Source organism: Oleiphilus sp. HI0123 (assembly GCF_001635315.1).
On sequence record NZ_LWGE01000263.1, the window covers coordinates 1 to 753 of the forward strand.

Below are 753 nucleotides of genomic sequence, written 5' to 3' on the forward strand. Positions count from 1 at the left end.
AGACCCTATTGAATATATCCATCAACACCAGAACTGTATTGTCACCCAGCGTGAAGTCGGTATTGACACAGAAACCTTTGAAATTGCCCTTAAGAACACCTTGAGGCAGGCACCAGACGTTATCATGATTGGTGAGATTCGTAGTAAGGAGACGATGGATTACGCGGTCACCTTTGCCGAGACTGGACACCTATGCTTGGCAACACTACACGCTAATAACGCTAACCAAGCACTCGACCGGATCATTAACTTTTTCCCGCCTGAACAGCAAAACCAGATATGGATGGATTTATCCCTAAACCTAAAGGCAATTGTTGCCCAGCAATTGATTCCAACGCCCGATGGTAAAGGCCGCCGAGCCTGTATCGAAGTGCTACTCAACACGCCTTTATGTGCAGACCTCATCCGCAAAAAAGAAATTCATAAGTTGAAGGAAATAATGACCAAATCGCGAGATATTGGTATGCAGACCTTTGATCAGGCCCTGTACGACCTGTATTCAGCTGGAGATGTTACTTATGAAGATGCGCTCGCCTATGCAGATTCAGCGAACGATTTACGTTTGATGATAAAACTGGGAGCAGACGCCTCATCGCCTAACCAACTATCAGCAACAACTGATCGTCTTAGTATTCAGGATGATGGAGACATTGGTGGTTTCTAAGCCCCAAGATTATAGATTGACTTACCTTTAAGAGAAGCAATGTTATTCATTGCTTTCTCAACAACGCCTCCATGTCACTAACATTCAGT

1 protein-coding gene is annotated in these 753 nt (G+C 44.5%); it reads left to right on the plus strand.

Features of this window, described 5'->3' with window-relative positions; translation table 11 throughout:
• Positions 1–664: ATPase, T2SS/T4P/T4SS family (locus A3761_RS02600; protein ID WP_197472752.1), on the plus strand; the 664-nt coding region annotated here is incomplete at its 5' end.
• Between the last annotated feature and the right edge of the window lie 89 nt (positions 665–753).